Annotated in this window: 3 rRNA genes; all 3 read right to left on the reverse strand. The window is 55.6% G+C overall.

Features of this window, described 5'->3' with window-relative positions:
- Position 1: 1 nt before the first annotated feature.
- Positions 2-118 (reverse strand): 5S ribosomal RNA (gene rrf, locus GVL04_RS23815).
- A gap of 144 nt (positions 119-262) precedes the next feature.
- Positions 263-3,407: ribosomal RNA gene (locus GVL04_RS23820) — 23S ribosomal RNA — on the reverse strand.
- Between the two features lie 562 nt (positions 3,408-3,969).
- Positions 3,970-5,489: ribosomal RNA gene (locus tag GVL04_RS23825) — 16S ribosomal RNA — on the reverse strand.
- The 16S, 23S and 5S rRNA genes sit together here, the layout of an rRNA operon.
- Positions 5,490-5,747: the final 258 nt, after the last annotated feature.

Genomic DNA, 5,747 nt, shown 5'->3' on the forward strand with positions numbered 1-5,747 from the left:
TGTCCGGCGGTGTCCTACTCTCCCACACCCTCCCGGGTGCAGTACCATCGGCGCTGTGGGTCTTAGCTTCCGGGTTCGGAATGGGACCGGGCGTTTCCCCCACGCTATGACCGCCGTAACCTTGTTACCCGTCCCCCCGTTGGTGGTGCTGGGGGTGGGAAGTGTGTGGTTACAACATGTGTGGTGTTGTTATTTAGTTGTGTGGTGTTCCGGAACGGGTTGTTGTTCGGGAACCACATAGTGGACGCGTGCAGTGTGTTGTGTGGTGTAAGTTGTTGGCCTATTAGTACCGGTCAGCTTCACGAGTCTTTAGTCCTCGCTTCCACATCCGGCCTATCAACCCAGTGGTCTGGCTGGGGGCCTCTCACACATAATGTGTATGGAAATCTCATCTTGAAGCGAGCTTCCCGCTTAGATGCTTTCAGCGGTTATCCCATCCGAACGTAGCTAATCAGCGATGCACTTGGCAGTACAACTGACACACCAGAGGTTCGTCCGTCCCGGTCCTCTCGTACTAAGGACAGCCCTTCTCAAATTTCCTGCGCGCGCAGCGGATAGGGACCGAACTGTCTCACGACGTTCTAAACCCAGCTCGCGTACCGCTTTAATGGGCGAACAGCCCAACCCTTGGGACCTACTCCAGCCCCAGGATGCGACGAGCCGACATCGAGGTGCCAAACCATGCCGTCGATATGGACTCTTGGGCAAGATCAGCCTGTTATCCCCGAGGTACCTTTTATCCGTTGAGCGACGGCCATTCCACAATGTACCGCCGGATCACTAGTCCCGACTTTCGTCCCTGCTTGAGATGTCTCTCTCACAGTCAAGCTCCCTTGTGCACTTACACTCGACACCTGATTGCCAACCAGGCTGAGGGAACCTTTGGGCGCCTCCGTTACTTTTTAGGAGGCAACCGCCCCAGTTAAACTACCCATCAGGCACTGTCCCTGACCCGGATCACGGGCCGAAGTTAGATGTCCAAAGTGACCAGAGTGGTATTTCAACGATGACTCCACCCGAACTGGCGTCCGGGTTTCAACGTCTCCCACCTATCCTACACAAGCCACTCCGAACACCAATACCAAACTATAGTAAAGGTCTCGGGGTCTTTCCGTCCTGCTGCGCGTAACGAGCATCTTTACTCGTACTGCAATTTCGCCGAGTTTATGGTTGAGACAGCGGGGAAGTCGTTACTCCATTCGTGCAGGTCGGAACTTACCCGACAAGGAATTTCGCTACCTTAGGATGGTTATAGTTACCACCGCCGTTTACTGGGGCTTAAATTCTCAGCTTCGCCACCGAAGTGGCTAACCGGTCCTCTTAACCTTCCAGCACCGGGCAGGAGTCAGTCCGTATACATCGTCTTGCGACTTCGCACGGACCTGTGTTTTTAGTAAACAGTCGCTTCCCCCTGGTCTCTGCGGCCCACACCCGCTCACGGAGAGCAAGTCTCCATCACGGGGCAGGCCCCCCTTCTCCCGAAGTTACGGGGGCATTTTGCCGAGTTCCTTAACCATAATTCTCTCGATCGCCTTGGTATTCTCTACCTGATCACCTGTGTCGGTTTGGGGTACGGGCGGCTAAAACCTCGCGTCGATGCTTTTCTTGGCAGCATAGGATCACCGGATCCCCCCAAACGGGAGTCCCATCAGATCTCAGGCACGTGCTCGAAGCACACAGGAACGGATTTGCCTATCCCTGACCCTACATCCTTAGACCGGGGCAACCATCGCCCGGCCCGGCTACCTTCCTGCGTCACACCTGTTAATACGCTTACCTCCCGGGATCAGGTCCCGCGCTCGGCCAAAACCCACAACACCACAAGGGTGAGCGGGCAGGCTCCGGGCGGTTAGTATCCCCCGCTTGGCATGGGCGGTTTTTCGCCGGTACGGGAATATCAACCCGTTGTCCATCGACTACGCCTGTCGGCCTCGCCTTAGGTCCCGACTTACCCAGGGCAGATTAGCTTGACCCTGGAACCCTTGATCATTCGGCGGACGGGTTTCTCACCCGTCTTTCGCTACTCATGCCTGCATTCTCACTCGTGTAGGCTCCACCGCTGGTTTCCACCGCGACTTCACTGCCCACACGACGCTCCCCTACCACTCCACACCCCTGAACCACGAAGGCTAGGGCAATGTGTGAAATCCACAACTTCGGCGGTGTACTTGAGCCCCGCTACATTGTCGGCGCGGAATCACTTGACCAGTGAGCTATTACGCACTCTTTCAAGGATGGCTGCTTCTAAGCCAACCTCCTGGTTGTCTTCGCAACTCCACATCCTTTCCCACTTAGCACACGCTTAGGGGCCTTAGTTGGTGGTCTGGGCTGTTTCCCTCTCGACTATGAAGCTTATCCCCCACAGTCTCACTGCTGCGCTCTCACTTACCGGCATTCGGAGTTTGGCTGACGTCAGTAACCTTGTAGGGCCCATCGGCCATCCAGTAGCTCTACCTCCGGCAAGAAACACGCAACGCTGCACCTAAATGCATTTCGGGGAGAACCAGCTATCACGGAGTTTGATTGGCCTTTCACCCCTACCCACAGCTCATCCCCTCCATTTTCAACTGAAGTGGGTTCGGTCCTCCACGACGTCTTACCGTCGCTTCAACCTGGCCATGGGTAGATCACTCCGCTTCGGGTCTAGATCACGCCACTACACTCGCCCTATTCAGACTCGCTTTCGCTACGGCTACCCCACACGGGTTAACCTCGCGACGTAACACTAACTCGCAGGCTCATTCTTCAAAAGGCACGCCGTCACCAGAATCAGACTGGCTCCGACGGATTGTAAGCACACGGTTTCAGGTACTGTTTCACTCCCCTCCCGGGGTACTTTTCACCTTTCCCTCACGGTACTGGTCCGCTATCGGTCATTAGGAAGTATTTAGGCTTATCAGGTGGTCCTGACAGATTCGCACGGGATTTCTCGGGCCCCGTGCTACTTGGGATCCTCTCCAGGCGGCACACAACATTACGGTTACGGGGCTCCCACCCTCTCTGGCCGGCCTTTCAAGACCGTTCACCTATGCTCATGCTCTCACCCCATTGGTCCGGCAGAACCAAAACGGAAAGTCCCACAACCCCGCCCATGCAACGCCCGCCGGCTATCACACATGGAACGGTTTAGCCTCATCCGCGTTCGCTCGCCACTACTAACGGAATCACTCTTGTTTTCTCTTCCTGCGGGTACTGAGATGTTTCACTTCCCCGCGTTCCCCCCACGCACCCTATGTGTTCAGATGCGGGTCACACAATCACCTTGCAGCGTTGTGCGGGGTTTCCCCATTCGGACATCCTGGGATCAACGCTCGGTTATCAACTCCCCCAGGCTTATCGCAGATTCCTACGTCCTTCTTCGGCTCCTAATGCCAAGGCATCCACCGTGTGCCCTTAAAAACTTGACCACACAAAGATCAAAAACTTACTCGAGAGAACCACGAGCCACTTGGGCCCAGGGTTCATTCATAAGAAATTGCTGTAAGAACACACACAACCAACCCCCCCAAAAAGGGTGCCGGCACTGCGCATGTGTTCTAGATGCTCGCGTCCACTATGTAGTTCTCAAACAACAACCCCATCAACCAGACCCCCACCCACCACAACCCACACAGGGCTGATAACAGTGACCGAAGGAACCGGAAGCAGGAACAAAAGAAACACCAGAAGTGCCCCCCTGCATTGCTGCAAAAAGGTCCTGTTGCCTCAGGACCCAACAGTGCGCCAAACACAACCCCCACAACCGCACGCCCCGGCCACGTTCCAAACAACCCACACCCCCCAAAAGAGGCACAGGCCGCCGTACTGGCACCAGGACACAACCGGTAAAGGCCATGCCAAACAAGTTTGATTCGTTGATATTCCACCCATGAGCACCCACCGCAGAACAGACGCCTGCGCAATGGGCAACACTGACAACCACCACCACACCCATGCAGGCGCAGCAACCAGTTGCTAGCAGCTCCTTAGAAAGGAGGTGATCCAGCCGCACCTTCCGGTACGGCTACCTTGTTACGACTTAGTCCCAATCGCCGGTCCCACCTTCGACGGCTCCCCCCACAAGGGTTAGGCCACCGGCTTCGGGTGTTACCAACTTTCGTGACTTGACGGGCGGTGTGTACAAGGCCCGGGAACGTATTCACCGCAGCGTTGCTGATCTGCGATTACTAGCGACTCCGACTTCATGGGGTCGAGTTGCAGACCCCAATCCGAACTGAGACCGGCTTTTTGGGATTAGCTCCACCTCACAGTATCGCAACCCTTTGTACCGGCCATTGTAGCATGCGTGAAGCCCAAGACATAAGGGGCATGATGATTTGACGTCGTCCCCACCTTCCTCCGAGTTGACCCCGGCAGTCTCCTATGAGTCCCCGCCATAACGCGCTGGCAACATAGAACGAGGGTTGCGCTCGTTGCGGGACTTAACCCAACATCTCACGACACGAGCTGACGACAACCATGCACCACCTGTAAACCGACCGCAAGCGGGGCACCTGTTTCCAGGTATTACCGGTTCATGTCAAGCCTTGGTAAGGTTCTTCGCGTTGCATCGAATTAATCCGCATGCTCCGCCGCTTGTGCGGGCCCCCGTCAATTCCTTTGAGTTTTAGCCTTGCGGCCGTACTCCCCAGGCGGGGCACTTAATGCGTTAGCTACGGCGCGGAAAACGTGGAATGTCCCCCACACCTAGTGCCCAACGTTTACGGCATGGACTACCAGGGTATCTAATCCTGTTCGCTCCCCATGCTTTCGCTCCTCAGCGTCAGTTAATGCCCAGAGACCTGCCTTCGCCATCGGTGTTCCTCCTGATATCTGCGCATTTCACCGCTACACCAGGAATTCCAGTCTCCCCTACATCACTCTAGTCTGCCCGTACCCACTGCAGAACCGGAGTTGAGCCCCGGTCTTTCACAGCAGACGCGACAAACCGCCTACGAGCTCTTTACGCCCAATAATTCCGGATAACGCTTGCGCCCTACGTATTACCGCGGCTGCTGGCACGTAGTTAGCCGGCGCTTCTTCTGCAGGTACCGTCACTTTCGCTTCTTCCCTACTGAAAGAGGTTTACAACCCGAAGGCCGTCATCCCTCACGCGGCGTCGCTGCATCAGGCTTGCGCCCATTGTGCAATATTCCCCACTGCTGCCTCCCGTAGGAGTCTGGGCCGTGTCTCAGTCCCAGTGTGGCCGGTCACCCTCTCAGGCCGGCTACCCGTCGTCGCCTTGGTAGGCCATTACCCCACCAACAAGCTGATAGGCCGCGAGTCCATCCAAAACCACAAAAGCTTTCCACCACCTGACATGCGTCAGACGGTCATATCCGGTATTAGACCCAGTTTCCCAGGCTTATCCCAGAGTCAAGGGCAGGTTACTCACGTGTTACTCACCCGTTCGCCACTAATCCCCCAGCAAGCTGGGATCATCGTTCGACTTGCATGTGTTAAGCACGCCGCCAGCGTTCATCCTGAGCCAGGATCAAACTCTCCGTTGAAGTAAAAAAAATCAAACAGACACAACCACACCCACCGGAAATAACGGCCGACGCGGCTGCACAAAATTCGAAACCAGCTGAAAACCAGACCACCACACACGGGGGTGCATGACAACCTGGCATAAATTTCAACCAATTGAAAAACAATCGGTATCAACAAACTTGGCACACTATTGAGTTCTCAAACAACAGACACTACCGGCACCACCCACACCCCACAGGGTCCAGGATCGCTCCGGAGCAACTTTTCAAACTTAC

The sequence above is a fragment of the Arthrobacter sp. 18067 genome (genome assembly GCF_902706295.1).
GTDB lineage: Bacteria > Actinomycetota > Actinomycetes > Actinomycetales > Micrococcaceae > Arthrobacter.